14 protein-coding genes and 2 pseudogenes are annotated in these 16,882 nt (G+C 63.7%); 2 read left to right on the top strand and 14 right to left on the bottom strand.

Annotation, left to right across the window (positions count from 1 at the left end; genetic code table 11):
- Positions 1-3: 3 nt before the first annotated feature.
- Positions 4-2,295 (bottom strand): FdhF/YdeP family oxidoreductase, encoded by a 2,292-nt coding sequence (locus ABIB99_RS22110; protein ID WP_354177547.1) that lies wholly within the window; start codon positions 2,293-2,295, stop codon positions 4-6.
- A 240-nt stretch (positions 2,296-2,535) separates the two neighbouring features.
- Between ABIB99_RS22110 and ABIB99_RS22105 the strand changes: the two genes are divergently transcribed.
- Positions 2,536-3,783, top strand: a complete 1,248-nt coding sequence (locus ABIB99_RS22105; protein ID WP_085401753.1) for an oxalate decarboxylase family bicupin — start codon at positions 2,536-2,538, stop codon at positions 3,781-3,783.
- 95 nt (positions 3,784-3,878) lie between these two features.
- On the opposite strand, the gene cydB is transcribed toward ABIB99_RS22105, so the two are convergent.
- The 13 genes and pseudogenes from cydB to ABIB99_RS22040 form a co-directional block, all read right to left on the bottom strand.
- Positions 3,879-4,865: a cytochrome d ubiquinol oxidase subunit II gene (gene cydB, locus ABIB99_RS22100; protein WP_354177546.1), complete on the bottom strand. Its 987-nt coding sequence runs from the start codon at positions 4,863-4,865 to the stop codon at positions 3,879-3,881.
- Positions 4,866-4,867: 2 nt separating this feature from the next.
- Entirely contained in the window at positions 4,868-6,277 is a 1,410-nt protein-coding gene (locus tag ABIB99_RS22095) for a cytochrome ubiquinol oxidase subunit I (protein ID WP_208085994.1), read from the bottom strand.
- Positions 6,278-6,295: 18 nt separating this feature from the next.
- A complete protein-coding gene (mqo, locus tag ABIB99_RS22090; RefSeq protein WP_354177545.1) occupies positions 6,296-7,834 on the bottom strand; it encodes a malate dehydrogenase (quinone) in 1,539 nt (512 codons plus the stop codon).
- Positions 7,835-7,876: 42 nt separating this feature from the next.
- Positions 7,877-8,281, bottom strand: coding sequence for a cupin domain-containing protein (locus ABIB99_RS22085; RefSeq protein WP_063984289.1), 405 nt, complete (start codon positions 8,279-8,281; stop codon positions 7,877-7,879).
- Positions 8,278-8,703: a cupin domain-containing protein gene (locus ABIB99_RS22080; protein ID WP_063984290.1), complete on the bottom strand. Its 426-nt coding sequence runs from the start codon at positions 8,701-8,703 to the stop codon at positions 8,278-8,280. The genes ABIB99_RS22085 and ABIB99_RS22080 overlap by 4 nt, the downstream gene beginning before the upstream one ends.
- Before the next feature lie 13 nt (positions 8,704-8,716).
- Positions 8,717-10,153, bottom strand: coding sequence for a class II fumarate hydratase (gene fumC / locus ABIB99_RS22075; protein ID WP_354177544.1), 1,437 nt, complete (start codon positions 10,151-10,153; stop codon positions 8,717-8,719).
- Positions 10,154-10,317: 164 nt separating this feature from the next.
- Positions 10,318-10,888, bottom strand: a pseudogene (locus ABIB99_RS22070) (YoaK family protein).
- A 114-nt stretch (positions 10,889-11,002) separates the two neighbouring features.
- The gene (gene fdhD, locus ABIB99_RS22065; RefSeq protein WP_354177543.1) at positions 11,003-11,839 is read right to left on the bottom strand and encodes a formate dehydrogenase accessory sulfurtransferase FdhD; all 837 of its coding nucleotides are present in this window, start codon (positions 11,837-11,839) and stop codon (positions 11,003-11,005) included.
- 3 nt (positions 11,840-11,842) lie between these two features.
- A complete protein-coding gene (locus tag ABIB99_RS22060) occupies positions 11,843-12,442 on the bottom strand; it encodes an HdeD family acid-resistance protein (protein WP_354177542.1) in 600 nt (199 codons plus the stop codon).
- A 137-nt stretch (positions 12,443-12,579) separates the two neighbouring features.
- The gene (locus tag ABIB99_RS22055; RefSeq protein WP_354177541.1) at positions 12,580-13,203 is read right to left on the bottom strand and encodes a histidine kinase dimerization/phosphoacceptor domain -containing protein; all 624 of its coding nucleotides are present in this window, start codon (positions 13,201-13,203) and stop codon (positions 12,580-12,582) included.
- A gap of 38 nt (positions 13,204-13,241) precedes the next feature.
- Positions 13,242-13,742, bottom strand: coding sequence for a Dps family protein (locus tag ABIB99_RS22050; RefSeq protein ID WP_354177540.1), 501 nt, complete (start codon positions 13,740-13,742; stop codon positions 13,242-13,244).
- 125 nt (positions 13,743-13,867) lie between these two features.
- Positions 13,868-14,431, bottom strand: coding sequence for a cytochrome b (locus tag ABIB99_RS22045; RefSeq protein WP_354177539.1), 564 nt, complete (start codon positions 14,429-14,431; stop codon positions 13,868-13,870).
- A pseudogene (locus ABIB99_RS22040) lies at positions 14,428-15,479 on the bottom strand (catalase family peroxidase). Before ABIB99_RS22040 ends, ABIB99_RS22045 begins: the two are co-directional and overlap by 4 nt.
- Before the next feature lie 357 nt (positions 15,480-15,836).
- Here ABIB99_RS22040 and ABIB99_RS22035 point away from each other — a divergent pair.
- Positions 15,837-16,730, top strand: a complete 894-nt coding sequence (locus tag ABIB99_RS22035) for an SDR family NAD(P)-dependent oxidoreductase (protein WP_354117188.1) — start codon at positions 15,837-15,839, stop codon at positions 16,728-16,730.
- The last annotated feature ends 152 nt before the right edge of the window (positions 16,731-16,882 follow it).

Genomic DNA, 16,882 nt, shown 5'->3' with positions numbered 1-16,882 from the left:
GCTCTATTGCGCCGGGGCGGCCGAGCGCACCAGGCGGATCGGGATGCCCTTGAATGACGGCGTGAAGCTGAGGGGATCACGGGCATAGAGCGGCACCAGCGGATTGGTCTCCGGATAGTACGCGGCACAGCAGCCGGTCGGAAACGAATACGCGACCACGCGGAAGTTGCGCACGATCCGCTCGGCGCCATCGGTCGACTCCGTGATCAGGTCGACGCGATCGCCGTCCGCGAGCCCGCGCTTCTTCAGTTCATATTCGTTGAGGAAGACCACGTCGCGCTGGCCGAAGACGCCGCGATAGCGATCCGACAGCGAGTAGAGCGTCGTGTTGTACTGGTCGTGGCTGCGTATCGTGCTGAGCCACAGGAAATCCGGATCGGCCTGCGGCGGGTCCTCGCCGCACCCCTCAAACACCAGAAAATTGGCCTTGCCGGACGGCGTTGCCCAGATGCGCTCCCGCGCGGTCGAGGTCAGATGGAAGCCGCCGGGAATGCGGATACGGGCATTGTAGCTCTCGAAGATAGGGAGGACGGCCTCGATCGCATCCCGGATGCGATCGTAGTCGCCAACAAAGCCGTCCCAATCGACCACCGTGCTCTCGCCGAGCGTCGCCTTGGCGAGGCCTGCGATGATCGCGACCTCGCTGAGAAGATGCTCCGATGCCGGCTTGTTGCGACCGCCCGAGGCGTGGACCATCGACATCGAATCCTCGACCGTGATCGACTGCGGCCCCGATTCCTGAATGTCGATCTCGGTTCGCCCGAGGCACGGCAGGATCAGGGCGGCGCGGCCATGGATCAGATGGCTGCGGTTGAGCTTGGTGGAGACGTGGACGGTCAGATCGAGCTTGCGCAGCGCGGCCTGCGTCGCCTGCCAGTCGGGTATGGCCGCGGCAAAGTTGCCGCCCATCGCGAAAAAGACCTTCACCTCTCCGCGGATCATTGCCTCCAACGCCGTCACGACGTTGTGTCCCGGCGCGCTCGGCGGCTTGAAGCCGAAGCGGTGCTCGAGGCGCTCGAGGAAATCCGCCTTGGGGATCTCGGTGATCCCCACGGTTCGGTCGCCCTGCACGTTGGAATGACCGCGAACCGGACAAACGCCGGCGCCATCGCGTCCCACATTGCCGCGCAAGAGCGCAAGATTGGCGATCTGCTGCACGTTGTGCGCACCACGCTGGTGCTGGGTAATGCCCATGCCGTAGACAAGGATGGCGCGCTCCGCCTTCATATAGGCGCCGGCGGCATATTCCAGGTCCTCGCGCGTCAGGCCGGACTGGCGTTCGATGTCGGGCCATTGCGTTCGCTTGAGATCGCCGATCAGCGCTTCGATGCCGGCGGTGTGCCCGCGAATGAAATCCCAATCCAGGATATCCGGCTGCTCGGCCGCACGGGCAGCCTCGTCCGTTTCGACGAGGATCTTCATGATCCCCTTGAGGACGGCGACGTCGCCACCGACACGTACCTGGAAAAGCTTCGAGCTGATCGTCGTCGACGACAGCGTGATCATCTCAACCGGGCTCTGCGGCGCCTGGAAGCGCTCCAGCGCGCGCTCGCGGAACGGATTGAACGAGATGATCGAGGCCCCTCGGCGGGCCGCGTTGCGCAGGCTGGTCATCATCCGCGGGCTGTTGGTGCCCGGATTCTGGCCGAAGATGAAGATGCAATCGGCCTTGTCGAAATCCTCCAGCAGCACGGTGCCCTTGCCGACGCCGAGCGATTCCGGCAGGCCGACGCTGGTCGCCTCGTGGCACATGTTCGAGCAGTCGGGAAAGTTGTTGGTGCCGTACTCGCGCACGAACAGCTGATAGAGGAAGGCGGCTTCGTTCGAGGTTCGCCCGGACGTATAGAACTCCGCCATGTTCGGATCCGGCAGCGCATTCAGCTCGCGGCCGATCATGGCGAACGCATCGCTCCACTGCACCGGGAGATAGCGATCGGATGCGGCGTCATAGGCCATCGGATGGGCGAGCCGACCGACCATTTCGAGATCGTAATCGTTCCAGCTCGCGAGCTCCGTGACGGTGTGCTCGGCAAAGAATTCGGGCGTGCAGCGCTTCGATGTCGTCTCCCAGGCGATCGCCTTGCCGCCGTTCTCGCAAAATTCGAATGACGAGGTGTGCTTCGGATCTGGCCAGGCGCAGCCGGGGCAATCAAAGCCCTCCGGCTGATTCATCCTGCTGAGCGTGGCTGCGCCCTTCAGCGGCGCCCGCTGCACCAGAAGCGCCTCGCTGAGCGCCCTGAGTGCGCCCCAGCCGCCGGCGGGTTCACGGTAGGGACGAACCGATTTCGTGGTCATCTCGATATCTCGCGATAGGGCAATTCTCCGGGCCAGTTAAGGATCGCGCGGGCAGAGCCGTCTTTTCAAAACGAAGCCGAATTTCGCAATTGCACATGTTCGGAGCCGGGCGCAGCAGCCAGTGCATTCCGGCAAAAAGAGCGCGTTCACGGAAGCTGAAACGGCGACCGGAAACTAGGTTTGTGAGTAGGAGCCCCGTCGCTACGGAGGGCTTTCGACATTTTTCAGGAGCGACCCAAGATGTTCTCAAGACGTGATTTGCTGGCCATGTCCGCGGCAGGCGCCGCCATGGTCGGCTCCAGCGCGCAGGCCGCAACTTTCGGCAATCCGGACGAGCCGCCGCAAGGCGCCGTGAACGCCAAGAGCCCGGGAAGCCTGTCCGATCCCGGTCCTCAAGATCCAGACCTTGCCAAGCACTTCCCCTCAGCCCAAACCCCGCCCCCGACGGACGTCGGCGGCCTGCCGATGGATTGGGCCTCGTTCAACAATGCGCCGAGGCGCATCCAGAATGGCGGCTGGGCCCGTCAGGTCACGGTCGAGGATTTCGCCATCTCGAAGGAGATCTCCGGCGTCAATATGCGGCTGGCTGCCGGCGGAATCCGCGAGCTGCATTGGCACCAGGCTGCCGAATGGGCGATCCTGACCTACGGCTCCTGCCGCGTCACCGTGCTCGACACGCAGGGGCGTCCCTATGTCGGCGACCTCAAAGTCGGCGACCTCTGGTATTTTCCGCCGGGCGCGCCGCATTCGCTGCAGGGCTTGGGCCCCGATGGTTGCGAGTTCGTGATCTGTTTCGACGACGGCCACGCCAATGAATTCAACACGCTCCTGGTGACCGACTGGTTCGCCCACACGCCGCCCGAGGTGCTGGCGAAGAACTTCGGTGTTCCGGCCGACGCGTTCGCAAAGATCCCGCTGCACAACCGCTGGATCTTCCAGGGGACCGTGCCCGGCGATCTCGCCGCCGATCGCGCAGCCGTTGCGAAGCACGCCGAAGCGCCGCCCTACCCCTTCGTCCACTCGCTCGGCGGCTCGGCCCCGGTCAAGGAGAGCTCCGCCGGCAGCATCCGCGTCGCCGACAGCACGACCTTCAAGGTTGCCACCACCGTCGCTGCGGCGCTGGTGTCGATGCCGCCGGGCGCTGTCAGGGAGATGCACTGGCATCCGAATGCCGACGAGTGGCAGTACTACATCAAGGGCAAGGCGCGAATGACGGTGTTCGACACCGGCCCCAATGCGTTCACGACGGACTTCGCGGCCGGCGACATCGGCTATGTCCGGCGCAATCTCGGCCACTATGTCGAGAACGTCGGCGACACCGAGCTGCAGTTCGTCGGCGTGTTTCGAGCCCCTCGCTACGAGGAGGTGTCGCTCTCCTACTGGCTGACGCACACGCCACCCAAACTGGTCGCCCAGCACTTCAACATCGATGAGAAGCTGATCGCCCAATGGCCGGACAACAGCCCCGGCGTCATGCCCAAATCCTGAACCAGCCTCGCAAGAGTTCTGAACGAGAAAGGCGCCGAAACCGGCGCCTTTCTTTTTATCCGTGACAGCTCACGGCAACTTCGAGCGTGCAGCCGTCAGTAGTGATCGGCAGCAGGGGCCGACTTGCCGCGGAAGACGCGATAGCCGACCGCCACATAGAGCAGCATCAGCGGGAATACGAACAGGCCGGCGCCCCAGAACATGAATGCGAGACTTGCATGAGGCGCCGCGGCCTCGTCGATCGTGACGACGAACGGGATCATGTAGGGCCAGAACGACAGGGCGAGCGTGGCGAAAGCCGCGACGAAGATCAGGGCGACCATATGGAACGGCCAATAGTCGTCATGGCGCAGGATGCTCTTGGCCAGCATCGCGGCCGCACCTGCGCCGATCACGGGAAACACGAACAGATAGGGCCGGTCGGTCCAGCGTTGTAGAATCGGAAGATGTTCGACAAGCGCATACGCAAAGACGACGGCCAGGAAGACCAGGACGCCGATCGCCAGCGGCGGGATCTGGCGCCGTGCGGCATCCCGAACGGGACCTTCGCACTTCCGCACCAGCCAGCAGGCGCCGAGCAGCGAATAGCCGAAGCAGAGCCCGATCCCGCACAGGGCGGAAAAGGCGGTCAGCCAGCCGAGCGTTCCGCCGGTATAATCGCCGTTGGAGAACTGGAGTCCTTCGACGAGAGCGCCGACCATCGCGCCCTGCATGAAGCTGGCGGCAAACGAGCCCACGACGAAGCTGACGTCCCAGACCCAGCGCGAACTGAGCGCCTTGCCGCGAAACTCGAACGCTACGCCGCGCAGGATCAATCCGAGCAGCATCACGAGAACAGGGATATAGAAGGCCGACATCACCATGGCGTAGACCACGGGAAACGAGCCCCACATGATCACGCCCGTGACGATCAGCCAGGTTTCATTGCCGTCCCAGACCGGAGCGACAGTGCTCAGCATGGCATCCCGTTGCGACTCGCCCCCGGCCGCCGCGAACAGCATACCGACGCCGAGATCGAAACCGTCGAGAAGGAGATAGATCAGAATACTGATGGCAAGAAGGGCAACCCAGTACATCACCATGGCTATTCTCCCGCCCCGAGATAGCTGCGTGCGGCCGGCACCTGATCGGCGAGCGACATCGGCCGATTGGGCACGGGAACGTGGAGCGGCCTGCCACCGAGTCCCGCCGGGCCGGCACGCAGCAGCTTATAGATGTAATACGTCCCGAATGAGAAGATGAAGGCGTAGACCGCGACGAACAGGATCAAGGAAGTCATCGCAGCCGACGCGGTCAGGAACGGCGTCACGGCGTCTGCAGTCCGCAACACGCCATAGACCGTCCATGGCTGGCGCCCCACTTCCGCGGTGTACCAGCCGGTGAGGATCGCGACCCACGGCAGCGGGAAGCTGAGGAAGATGCCCCACAGCAAGAGGCGGTTCCGATCGAGCCGATGCTTGAGGCCGAGCCAGGTCCCGAGCCAGGCCAGCCCCAGCATCACGAAGCCGCAGCCGACCATGATGCGGAAGGCGAAGAACGGGATCAGCACCGGCGGCCGGTCCTGCGGCGCGAAGCTGGTGAGGCCGACCTCTTTCGACGTCAGGCTCATGCTTCCGATGATGCTCCCGAGCACGGGAATCGATATCGCGTATTTGTTCGATTCGGTACTCGAATCCGGGATCGCGATCAGCACCTCGGAGGCCGGCTGCTCGTCATGCCAGCGCGCCTCGATCGCGGCGAACTTGGCCGGCTGGTAATCGTGAACATAGTCGCCGACGAGATGCCCGATGAAGAGCTGGACCGGCAGCAGCACCGCCGCAAGTGCAAGGCCCATCCGCAGCATGACATGGGCCTCGGGGCGATAGGTCCGCCGCAGCAGATACCACGCGCCGGTTGCCGCCACGCAGAACGCGCCGGTCAGATAGGACGCGAGCAGCATATGCGGAAACCGGACCCAGACCACGCGATTGAAGATGATCTGCGTCCAGTCATCAGGCACGAACTGGTCGTTCTGCAGGACGTAGCCGGTCGGCACCTGCATCCAGCTGTTGTTGACCATGATCCAGAACGCCGAAAGCGTCGTCCCGAGCGCGACCATCGCCGTCGAGAACAGGTAGAACCACGGCGGCACCCGGGGGCGACCGAAGATGAGGATGCCGAAAAAGGCCGCTTCCAGCATGAAGGCGGTGAAGGTCTCGTAGGAGAGCAGCGGGCCCTGGATCGGGCCCGACATCTTCGAGAGCACACTCCAGTTCGTTCCGAACTGAAACGCCATCACCACGCCCGATACGACGCCCATGCCAAACGCCACGCCGAAGATCTTCAGCCAGAACGCGAACAGGGTCCGGTAGACGGGCTTGCCACTGTACTGGTGCATCGCTTCGAGCACGGTGAGCCAGGCGGCAAGCCCGATCGTGAACGCCGGGAAGATGATGTGAAACGAGATGGTGAAGGCGAATTGCAGCCGCGACAGAAGGAGCGCCGTCGGGTCCATCGAACATTCTCCGTTGGTTCACGCCCGCTTCGCGGCCGCCGGCGCGCGTGCGGCCGGCTGCGGAATGTTGTCGACCTTGAGGACCGCAGCGGTCGCTGCACGAATCTGGCGGCAGAAATCCGCATCGTCGATCAGCGACACGCCATAGGACGGGATGATCTGCTTCAGCTTGGGCAGCCAGGCGCTTGCCGTCAGCTCGCCGGCGAAGCACTTTTCCAGCACGCTGATGGCGATGAACGCGGCGGTGGAAGCCCCCGGTGATGCGCCGAGCAGGGCCACCAGCGAATGATCGTCCGCGCCGACGAGCTCGGTCCCGAACTCGAGCAACCCACCACGCTTGACATTGGGCTTGATGATCTGGACCCGCTGGCCCGCGACCTGCAATCTCCAGTCCTTCGGGTCGGCCTTCGGGAAATATTCGTCGAGTGCGGCGAGCCGGTGTCCCTCGGATTGCAGCACCTGCCCGACCAGGTATTCGGTGAGATCGAAATTGTCGCGCGCCACCGAAAGCAGCGGCTTGACGTTGGCGGGACGAATGGACTCGAAGAGATCCAGCAGCGAGCCGTGCTTGAGGAATTTGCTCGAGAAGCCGGCATAGGGACCGAACAACAACGAATGCTGGCCGCCGATCACCCGTGTATCGAGATGCGGCACCGACATCGGCGGGGAGCCGACCGCGGCCTTGCCGTAGACCTTGGCATGGTGACGCTTGTTGATCTCGGGATCATCGCAGCGCAGCCAGATCCCGCTGACCGGGAAACCACCATAGCCGCGCCCCTCCGGGATACCGGATTTCTCCAGCAACGGCAGCGCACCGCCGCCGGCACCGATGAAGACGAACTTTGCGCGCACCGATCGCGTCTCGCCGCTCGCGGTGTCGCGCACTTCGACGCGCCACCGGCCGCCCTGCTCCCGGTCAAGACCGGTGACACAGCTATTGTAGTGGACGGCGCAGCCCGGCTGGTTGACCAGATGCTTGACCAGCAGATGCGTCAACGAGCCGTAGTCGACGTCGGTGCCGGTGACGATCCGCGTTGCGGCAACCGGCTCGTCGCCACTCCGTCCGTCCATCACCAGCGGCGCCCATTCGGCAATCTGCCTGGGATCCTCGGTATGCTCCATCCCCTCATAGCAATGATGGGCCGACATCGCCTTGAACCGCTTTCCGAGAAATTCGACGTTCTCCGCGCCGTGCACGAAGCTCATATGCGGGACCGGATGGATGAACGCTTGCGGATCCGCGATCTCTCCGCGCCCGATCAGGTAGGACCAGAACTGCCGGGACAGATCGAACTCGACATTGACCTGGAGCGCCTTGGAGATGTCGATGCTGCCGTCGGGCCGCTGCGGCGTATAGTTCATCTCGCAGTTCGCCGCGTGGCCGGTACCGGCATTGTTCCAGGAGTCGGAGCTTTCCTGCGCGCAATCCCCGAGAATCTCGCACATCTGGATCGACAGAGAGGGCTCGAGCTCCTTGAGAAAGACGCCGAGGGTCGCGCTCATGATGCCGGCGCCAATGAGGACGACATCAGTTTCGCGGTCGGAAGCTGCTGACATGGCTATTTCCTTCGTCGGGTGTTGCTGCTTTGGATGGCTCGATCAGGCCCGCACCGATTGCCGCACCTTGGCGCGGAACGGCACGTCCGCTCCCGGGCGCAGGATCACGTAGGCACGGCGCCAGGATGAATCGTCGGTCAATTTCCAGCTATGCCCCGAGCCGGCGGTGTCCTCCGCCAGCAGGATGTTGCCGGGGTGGAGCAGGAAGTGGTGGCCGTCACGCGTCTGGAAATCGAGCGATCCGCTGAGCGTGATCACCAGCTGCCGGATCGGCGCGGTGTGCCAGGCGAAAGCTCCGCCCGATTCCGTTTCCTGAAAGGAGACGCTGGCGGCATCGATCTTTCCGGTCAGGAAGTCGCCGCGCTGTCCCGGCTCCAGCTCGAGGAAGCCTTCCTCGAAATGCGAGTTGTTGTCCTCTCCGGTCCATAGGCGCACACAGCGGATCATCGTGTCTCTCCTTGCATTGTGGTTGCGCCGCCTGCGCGGCGTCGTTCGGACCGGAACGGCACCTCGGCGTCCGGCTCGAGAACCGTGTAGAGGCGCCGCCACGGCGCCTCGTCCGTCATTGTCCAATTGTGGCCCGTCCCACCGGTATCTTCCGTGAACAGGACATCGCCCGGGCGCAGCGTGAAGCTTCCATCCGCAGTTTCGAACCGTAGCGTCCCGCTCAGGGACATGACGAGCTGGCGCGCTGCGTCGGGATGCCAGCCGAGTTTCGGATCTGCATCCGTTTCGTGGAACGAAGCGGCATCGATCCGAAGCTTTGCGCTGAGCGCATCGCCCCTCGCCCCGCGCGCGAGCTCGACGACGCCATCCTCGAAGTGCGACTTGCCATCCGCACCCGTCCAGAGTCTGACGCACCGGATCATTGCCGCCGCCCCTTCAGCCGGCCTTCGCGCCGATTGCGAGCGGCACCTTGATCTCGGCCACATAGGGCTTGACCATCTTGGCGGGATCCACGATGCGGTCGAACTCCGGCTCGGTCACGAAACCGAGCTTGAGCGCCGCCGACTTCAGCGTGAGATCGTTGTCCATCGCATAGTGCGCGATCCGCGACGCCTTGTCGTAGCCGATCACGGGCGCCAGCGCAGTCACGAGCATCAGCGATCTCTCGACATACTCCTTGATCTTCCTGTGGTTCGGCTCGGTGCCCTCGACGAGGAAGGTGCGGAAATTGGTGCAACCATCGGTCAGGATGGTGACGGACTGCGCGATGTTGTGGATGATCAGCGGCTTGTAGACATTCATTTCCAGATAGCCGCCGGCTCCGCCGAACCCGACGGCGACGTCGTTCGCCATCACCTGCACGGCGATCATCGTCAGTGCTTCGGCCTGCGTCGGGTTGACCTTGCCCGGCATGATCGACGAACCCGGCTCGTTCTCGGGGATCAGCAATTCGGCAAAGCCCGCGCGCGGGCCGCAGGACATCAGACGGATGTCGTTCGCGATCTTGTAGAGCGATCCCGCGAGCGTGCGGAGCGTGCCGGATAGCTGCACCGGCGCGTCATGCGCGCCCTGGACGGCAAACTTGTTCGGTGCGCTGACGAAGGGCAGCCCCGTCAGCCGCGCGATTTCCGCAGCGACGGCCTCGGCGAAGCCCGGCGCGGCATTGATGCCGGTGCCGACGGCCGTACCGCCCAGGGCGAGCCGGAAGACGCCCTTGAGCGCGTCGTCGATGCGGGCCAGATCGTCGGCGAGCATGCCGGCATAGCCGGACCATTCCTGCCCGAGCGTCAGGGGGGTCGCGTCCTGCATGTGGGTTCTGCCGATCTTGACGACGTCGTCCCACTGGCTCGATTTTGCCGCGATTGCGTCGTGCAACGCCTCGACCGCCGGAACGAGCCGCTCGGTCACGTTCATCGCGGCTGCGATGTACATAGCCGAGGGAAAGCTGTCGTTCGAGGATTGCGACATATTGACGTGATCGTTCGGGTGAACCGGGTGCTTGCTCCCGAGCGGCGTGCCCGCAAGCTGGCAGCATCGGTTCGAGATCACCTCGTTCACGTTCATGTTGAATTGCGTGCCGCTGCCGGTCATCCAGACGTGAAGCGGAAACATGTCCTGATGCTGGCCGGAGAGGATCTCGTCACAGACATGCGCGATCAGCTTGTGGAGCTTGCCGTCGAGACGGCCGCCGGCGCAATTGGCGTTCGCGGCCGCCTTCTTCAGGATCGCGTAGGACTGGATCATTTCGCGCGGCATCAGGTCCTTGCCGATGCTGAAATGCTCGAGCGAACGCTGCGTCTGCGCCCCCCAGAGCTTATCCGCGGCAACGTCCACTTCACCCAGGCTGTCCGTCTCTTTGCGAAGGTTGTTCATCCGTGCCTCTTGGCAGTTGACGTCGAAAGGCCATCTCGGCGCTGTTAGAAAGTGTATGCACCGCATGAGGCGCATGCTTCCGTGAATGAACGTCCTTTTGCCGAATGGCATGGTGCGCGCTCCGCACCGTCAACGAGCAAAATCATGGGATGTGGATCGACGGTTCAGCTTCGCAGCTGTGGCCGGCAGAGCCAAAGAACGCATACCGACGATGCGATCGGCAGGACAAGGCTCCAGGCCTGCAGCCATTTCGTCACGCAGGCCCCGATGGCGGCCCCCGACAGGAACATCAGGCAGACCAGAAGCATGACTGCGGCGCCGCGCGCCGCATCGCGATCGGACGCAACTGATTGATCGAGGGCACGGAGCATGTTGCCGGTGACGGTGACGGTGAGATATTTCCAGCGCTCGACCTGCCTGAAGCTGGCCGACTGCAGCGCGGCGCCGAAGGAGATTCCGAGGATCGTGATCATGTCCGGAATCTGATGATACAACAGCATCACCGCGACCAGGCAGACGATCTCTCCGGCGAGGCAGAGCAGCGGCGACTTTGAGGCGGATTGCCAGCGATGCGCCGAGCAGAAAGGCGGCAAGCGGAAGAAGATGATGGGTTGCCTGCCGCCATTGCCCGGACATGGCGTCGATGCCGAGGAAGATAACATTGCCGGTTTGCGAGCTTGCAAACACGCCGCCGAGCGAGAGCCACGTAAAGGCGTCGAGAAAGCCGCCCGTCATGCTCAGAAGAGACGCCACGAGAACCGATCGCTCCGGAGCATGGACGACGCTTCCGGTCTCGGCGACCGGTTCCGGAGATACGGCTTGCATCGCCATGTGCGTCGGCCCGCGAGGTCAGCAGCCGGCGTGCGTTGCGGCCTCATCCGGCAGCAGAACGCGACGCGGGTGCGTGAATACGCCGTATCCGTCATCGCGAGCGATCGCGAGCAGCGTGATCCCCGCTTCATCCGCGGTCTTGATCGCGAGTGCGGTGGGTGCGGATACGGCCACGATGACCGGTGCGCCGAGCATCGCCGCTTTCTGCACCATCTCGACCGAAACGCGGCTGGTCAGCAGTACCGCGCCATCGCACGCCGATCTCCCCTCGCGTACGATCGCGCCGGCGAGCTTGTCGAGCGCATTGTGCCGGCCGACGTCCTCTCTGACCAGGCCGATGCCGGCCCGCGGATGCCAGAAGGCCGCCGCGTGGACGGCCCGCGTTTGCTGATTCAGGATTTGGTGCGGAGAAAGGGCCTGCATGGCGCCCAGCAAGTCGCGCGCGTGAAAAACGATGCCCCGGCCCTTCACCCGCGCCGGCGCACGGCGAGCCTGTTCGAGGCTCTCGATGCCGCATAGCCCGCAGCCAACGGGGCCGCTGATGGTTCGGCGCCGTGCAGCCAGGGATGCCGCGCGGTCGCCATCGAGCCACATCCGAACCTCGACGCCGAGATCGTTGGGAATCAGCTCGATGCTGCTGATCTCGCTCGCGCGTTCGACGATGGCCTCGGTGAGGCTGAAGCCGATACCGAAATCCTCCAGATCTCCCGGCGTGCCCATCATCACCGCATGGGTCGAGCCGTTATAGGTGAGCGCGATCGCGGTCTCCTCGGCAACCAGCCGCGAGGTCGACTTCGTCTGACCGCCGCGCCAGGCAATCTCCCAATGCCGCGTGAATGTCGAGCCTTTCGCCATGACTCATACCGTCGCCGGCTGGGACGAATGGCGCGACGCGCGGCTCTTGAGCGCGATCCCGAATGCGATGAATCCCCATCCTTGGAAGATCAGGTCGACGACCAGCATCACACCAAGCAGCCACAAACCGATGGCGGGCCAAGCCGCAACCAGCATGACCCCGACGCAGAAGGTCAGGACGCCCGCAGCCACGATCCAACGCCAGCCCGCGGCCGGCCGCATATGGAACCCGGCCCAGATCCTTATCACCCCGGCTACGACCAGGAAGGCGCACACTGCGAGAGACAGCGTGAACGAAGCCAGGATCGGATCGTAGAGTATGATGGCCCCGGCGGCCGCATAGACGATCCCGGCCAGCAGCCAGAGCAGGAATCCCCGCAAGCCGCGCACTGAAAACGCTTGCACGATCTGGAAGATGCCGGCGACCGCCATGGTGGCGCCGATGACCAGTACGGACGCGAGGTTCGCCGCCATCAGATTGGCAGATGCAACACCGCCGAGGATCAGTTCGCCGACACCCAGCGCAACGAACCAGCCCCATTTTCCGGTGATGGCGTGGATGGCCCATCCGAGCGAGGCCTTCGAGTTCGACATGTCCGTCATGGCTTGACCCTTGTTCGCACGACGATCCGCAGATCATGAATAGGGCAAGCGTATCGAGATCCGTCCCAACTCATCTTTCGAGGTCGCCGCGATATTATTTGATCCGCACGATACGGATCGTTGCGCGAGAGCCGCGACTAGCGCGGGATGGTCACGACGGTCCTGAATCCGTCGGGGCCGCCGCGGACGTCGACGGTCCCGTGCAGACGCGCCGCAAGCGTCTCGACGATGGAGCGGTCCTCTTCCCGGTACCGACTTTCGTCGGACGAGCCGTTGTCCATGATGCTGCACGCAACCGACGTCGCCGTGAGCCATACTTCGAGACGAATGGCGCCTGCTCCGTAGTGGGACACGTGGCGCACCGCACCAGTGATCAGTTCGAAGACGATCATCCCCAGCAGCCAGCAGCGCTCGGAACTCATCTGCAGCGGATGCAGCAGCAGCGAGAGCGCAATACCCTTGTCTTCGAGGCTCGAGCGGCTGATCGAGCGGCACAATTGCTGAAGATAGGCCGCCAGATCGACGGTGGTGGTGAACTGCGGCATTTGCAGCGCGTGGTGAAGTTGTGCATGACCTTCCAGCCGGTCCTGCACGGAAGCGAGGGTCGCCCTCGTTTCGAGGCCGTCGCAACGATCGGCCGCCTGCGCCACCAGATCAATCGCCGAGGCGAGCTCGTCGTCGATCCGGTGCGCGAGCTCACGCAGCAGCAGGCGCTCCGCCTTGACGCCGCCATCCGGCAGGAGTTCCGAGAGGCTGCTCATCCTTCACCAGCCTCCCGGCCCAACGGCGTGCTTTGCACTTACGGGTTCTGGCCGCTTCGGCCGGTCTCGTAGAGGAACCAGATGCGCCGTTCCGTCTCGTCGATCCAGTTTTCCAGGACGCTCGCGGTGGCGACATCGCCGTACTCGTCGCAGAGCTCGTGGACCCGGCGCATTTCCCGCGTTAGCTGCTGGTTGTCGCTGCGCAGCTCGGCGAGCATGTCCTGCGGGTCGACGTAGTCGGCATCGTTGTCGAGAATGCGCTGCTCGCGCACGATGTGGCCGATCGAGCGTAGCGTCGTGCCGCCGATCTTGCGTGCGCGTTCGGCGATGTCGTCAGTCATGGCGAAGATCTGGTCGGCCTGCTCGTCGAGCATAAGGTGGTAGTCGCGAAAGTGGCTGCCCGACACGTGCCAGTGGAAGTTCTTGGTCTTCAGGTAGAGAGCGAAAACGTCGGCGAGCAGCGCTCTCAGCGCGGCTGGAACGTCCCGGTTCGCATTCGCTCCGAGATCCGTCGGGCTTTGGAGGTCTGCTTTGGTCATGGTCGGCATCCTTGTGTTGGAGGTTGGAAACATCTAACCGCGCGGTGCGCGAGGAATCTTTCGAGCGCGAAAGATCCTTTTGGGATCGCACGCCTGCGAGAGGCGCCCGCTGGCGCGCCGCGGGTTCATTTCGCTTGTGTCACCCTGTCCCGCAGCGGCAGAAGCGACATCGATGCGAATACGCCATCGCGACGGATCAATGCGTGGAATAGCCCCGCCGCCAGATGCAGCAGCACGAGGGCAAAGAACGCGAAACCCAGATAGACGTGGGCATTCCAGAGCAGCGTGTGCATCAGGTCGCTCTGCGGCAGCAGTGCGGGAATTTGGATCCCGCCATACAGGACGACCGGATAGGCCGCGGCCCAGAGCATGCCGAGACCGAGCAACGGCATGACGATCATGAGGCCATACAGCAGCTGATGCGACAATCTTGCTCCAAACTTCATGGGTCTCGAAAGATCGGCCGGCAATGGCGGCGCACCGTAATGCAGCCGCAACGCCAGCCTGATCAGAACGAGGACCAGCAGGATGACGCCGATCGTCTTGTGGACCAGGATGAGCGGCAGATATTTCGGCGCGACCGTGGAGACCATGCCGACACCAATGAACAGCATGGCAAGGATGCAGACCGCCATCAGCCAGTGCAGAACGCGCTGGATCAAGGCAAAACGACGAGGAGCGCTGGTCATGGCTTGGCGGTCCCGGTTCGCGGATAGTCCCTGGCTTCGGCCGCGCGCAGATCGTAGGATTTGCGGTAGACCGATGAGCGTGCAGCCGGGAACGGATCGTCCGACACCCGGATTCCCTGTGGCAGGACCGCCGGATCGAAATTGATGTCGCGGCATGGTCCATCGCGCTCCGGCTCGATCCGCTGCACGATCAGCGTTCCGACCGCCACCTTGCGACGGCTCTCGGGCCAGGCCTTGCTCGGATCCGCGGTCGGGTCACCCGGATCGGCCACGGTCGTGACCATGGTCCATCGCAGTGGACCGGCGGTCCGGACCCGTTCGGTGATCTCCTGCTCGAGATAATCCGGCCCGCGCTTTTCGAGGTCGGCCTGCGAGATCGGAATGGGTTGCGCCGAGGGCAACAGCGACCATCGCACGGTGTGGTCGCCGCCTCCGGCGTCCGTGAAAACGAAGCTGTTGAGGCCGTTATAGGGCTCCTCCGCATAACTGCCGGTCCAGGGCGCCGTCTTGGCCCAGGCCGCGAAGGGGCCGAATTCCGGGTTGGCCTGAATGAACGCCTTCATCGCCTCCGGATCCTTCTTGCCGGATGCGATCAGCAGGTCGTGAAATGCCTGCGGCGTGGAAACCGCAAAGAACGGCGGGTTGATCATCGCCATGCGCCACTCTTCGCCGTCTGCCGTCGTGATCATCAATCCCAGGCCGCGGACGCGCACGGTCGCATCGACCGCGTTCGGATCGGCTGTGCCGAGATTGAAACGGCCCAGGGCCGGATAGTGCCCCTGCGCGAAGACCTTGGCCCGGGAGAGTTCCGCGCCGTTTCCATTCGCCTCGAATGTCCCGGTGAAGCAGATTCCCTTGGCATGATTTCGCCGGTGCCCGAGCGGCGGGCCGCTCGGAGGCGTCAGCGCCGCGATCATCCGTTCCGGCGTCAGACGCCCCGGCGAGAGCCATCCAGCAGTGTATGCGAAGGCAGCGCGCCGCCGCCGACCACGGCCGCAATCAGGACGAGGGACCCAAGCCCCGAACGTGGTAGCTTGCCTTGATTCATCCGGTCTCCTTTGCGATGCGCAGACCGCCTGGCGATCGGGCGCGCGCGGCGCTCTTTCGAGCGACGCAGCCTCCTTGTAGCCGGCGGCCAGGGCCCGATCTTTTCGAACCCACCGCCAATTTCGCGAAGGCCCGCCTGAACTGTCTTCGGCGTTCGCCGGACCGGATCCAGCTTCGGGCATTCTCGAAATTTTTCGTGCAATTTGACAATCGATCGTGATGCCCGAAAAGACCCACCCTGCGCCCCGCCCTATTCCAGATGCGCTTCGCACGATGGCGGCGGTCGACTCCCGAACGATGGACCGTGTCGCGACGGGGCCGCCAGCGCCGCAGAGGCTGGAATGCGATTGGGAATCGAATGAGCAAAGTGATCATCGTCACGGGTGCTGCAAACAGCATCGGACGAACCACCTGCCGGCAACTGATGCAGGCAGGCCACACGGTCTACGTTTCAAGCCAGGAAATGAGTGGCCCTATTGCGCAAGGGATCGAGGAGGCTGGATCAAATCCCGGCCAGCCCGGCGCCGATCTCCGCACGATCGAGTTCGACGTCTCTTCGGAATCCTCAGTGACCTCGGCCGTTGAGACCATCATCGCCGAAAACGGCCGCCTCGACGTGGTCGTGCACAATGCCCGGCAAGTCGTTTACGGACCCGCAGAAGCCTTCACGCCGGAGCAGCTTGCCGAGCTCTACGATACCAACGTCCTGATCGCACAGCGCCTCAATCGCGCGGCGTTGCCACAATTGCGCAAGCAGGGTCAGGGCTTGCTGATATGGATCACGTCAAGCAGCGCGCGGGGCAGCTCGGTTCCGTTCCTCGGCGCCTGTGCTTCAACGGAAGCCGCCCTGGATTCGCTGGCACTCAGTTACGCCGGCGAGCTCGCACGTTGGGGCGTCGAGACGACCATCATCGTTCCCAGTGCTCTCGGACCCGGCCACTATGTCCGATCCGGCCGGCCGCAGGATACTGTTCGGGCGGAAGAATACGCGGATGGTCCAACCGCCGACGTGAGTGAAATCGCGCTTGCGGGACTCGCGCAGCTTTCGCCGAAGGATACGGCCCCACAAGATGTCGCAAGCACAGTTGCGAATGTCGTGAACATGCCGTTCGGACAACGTCCGCTGAAAGTTCATTTCGGCCCGGATGACGATGGGGCGGCAGCTGTCGACGCCGTCGCCGACCGCGCTCGCACGGAACTGTTCCGCCGGATCGGCCTGGAGGATCTTCTCAAGCCCGTGTTGATCCGATGAGATCACCCATTGGCGGAGATTTCCCCAATCGACGGTCGTTTCCCAAAAAATCGGGACTCTCCCCGGAGTTCCCTGCCCTCCGGACGAAAGTGATCAGCGACATTCATCGGTGATCCTTTACCGCGATACTGCTGGATGTTACGTTTGGAGCT

This window comes from Bradyrhizobium sp. LA6.1, from assembly GCF_040547805.1.
GTDB classification, from domain to species: Bacteria; Pseudomonadota; Alphaproteobacteria; order Rhizobiales; family Xanthobacteraceae; genus Bradyrhizobium; species Bradyrhizobium barranii.
This window is presented reverse-complemented; position numbering and strand designations above follow the sequence as displayed.

Bases quoted from the DNA above. Each gene is read 5' to 3' on its own strand.
- ABIB99_RS22095 (WP_208085994.1), bottom strand. From the start codon at position 6,277: ATGGACCCGACGGCGCTCCTTCTGTCGCGGCTGCAATTCGCCTTCACC.
- fdhD (WP_354177543.1), bottom strand. From the start codon at position 11,839: ATGGCGAAAGGCTCGACATTCACGCGGCATTGGGAGATTGCCTGGCGC.
- ABIB99_RS22050 (WP_354177540.1), bottom strand. From the start codon at position 13,742: ATGACCAAAGCAGACCTCCAAAGCCCGACGGATCTCGGAGCGAATGCG.
- ABIB99_RS22080 (WP_063984290.1), bottom strand. From the start codon at position 8,703: ATGATCCGGTGCGTCAGACTCTGGACGGGTGCGGATGGCAAGTCGCAC.
- ABIB99_RS22085 (WP_063984289.1), bottom strand. From the start codon at position 8,281: ATGATCCGCTGTGTGCGCCTATGGACCGGAGAGGACAACAACTCGCAT.
- fumC (WP_354177544.1), bottom strand. From the start codon at position 10,153: ATGAACAACCTTCGCAAAGAGACGGACAGCCTGGGTGAAGTGGACGTT.
- mqo (WP_354177545.1), bottom strand. From the start codon at position 7,834: ATGTCAGCAGCTTCCGACCGCGAAACTGATGTCGTCCTCATTGGCGCC.
- ABIB99_RS22055 (WP_354177541.1), bottom strand. From the start codon at position 13,203: ATGAGCAGCCTCTCGGAACTCCTGCCGGATGGCGGCGTCAAGGCGGAG.
- ABIB99_RS22060 (WP_354177542.1), bottom strand. From the start codon at position 12,442: ATGACGGACATGTCGAACTCGAAGGCCTCGCTCGGATGGGCCATCCAC.
- ABIB99_RS22035 (WP_354117188.1), top strand. From the start codon at position 15,837: ATGAGCAAAGTGATCATCGTCACGGGTGCTGCAAACAGCATCGGACGA.
- ABIB99_RS22110 (WP_354177547.1), bottom strand. From the start codon at position 2,295: ATGACCACGAAATCGGTTCGTCCCTACCGTGAACCCGCCGGCGGCTGG.
- ABIB99_RS22045 (WP_354177539.1), bottom strand. From the start codon at position 14,431: ATGACCAGCGCTCCTCGTCGTTTTGCCTTGATCCAGCGCGTTCTGCAC.
- cydB (WP_354177546.1), bottom strand. From the start codon at position 4,865: ATGGTGATGTACTGGGTTGCCCTTCTTGCCATCAGTATTCTGATCTAT.
- ABIB99_RS22105 (WP_085401753.1), top strand. From the start codon at position 2,536: ATGTTCTCAAGACGTGATTTGCTGGCCATGTCCGCGGCAGGCGCCGCC.